This window comes from Neisseria sp. P0021.S007 (genome assembly GCF_051956855.1).
Genome location: NZ_JBQCXA010000815.1, coordinates 1 through 592, shown reverse-complemented (window position 1 = coordinate 592; position 592 = coordinate 1). Strand labels below are relative to the sequence as shown.

1 protein-coding gene is annotated in these 592 nt (G+C 43.2%); it reads right to left on the bottom strand.

The window, feature by feature from the left end; translation table 11 throughout:
- The coding region (locus ACTHUR_RS16105; RefSeq protein ID WP_440399684.1) for a hypothetical protein at positions 1–324 on the bottom strand (324 nt) is incomplete at its 3' end.
- Between the last annotated feature and the right edge of the window lie 268 nt (positions 325–592).

Here is a 592-nt window from a genome sequence, read left to right as displayed (position 1 = left end):
TGCCGTACCTGCAATTTTATCGGGTGAATAAATTCGATAATTCAGTTTCGTATATTTCGCGCCCCATTCCCAACCATTTAATTCAATTGATTTTTTACCTATTTTAATATAAAAGCCGCTATCTTCCGACACGTCAACATTATCCATAGCAGCGTTTTCATCATAACCCATGGCACATAAAGCCCTTATATGTTTGGGCGATACCTTCCCTTCATAATGCCCGGCCCATTTGCCTTGAAACGCTTGCGGAATATCTTGGGCAGCGGCTTGGAATCCAAGAAGGAGCAAACCGGCGGTCAGAACAGATTTTAAAGTGAGCGACATTATTTATACCTTTCAAGAAAGAGTGTTCAAATCAATATGAATAATACAGGAAACGGAAAGAATATAAAAAAGGTTGTCTGAAAACGTTTAGAAAGTTTTCAGACGACTTTGGGTGGGTTTTGGGTTGCAAGCACCGCGTGCGTGCGTACCGCACACACCCTACACCCGATGCCCAGTTTCAGTAGGTCGGATTCTCGAATCCGACGGCTATTTGAGATGGCAGCGGCTTTTGTCGGATACAAGTATCCAACCTACTACTGCTGGATGA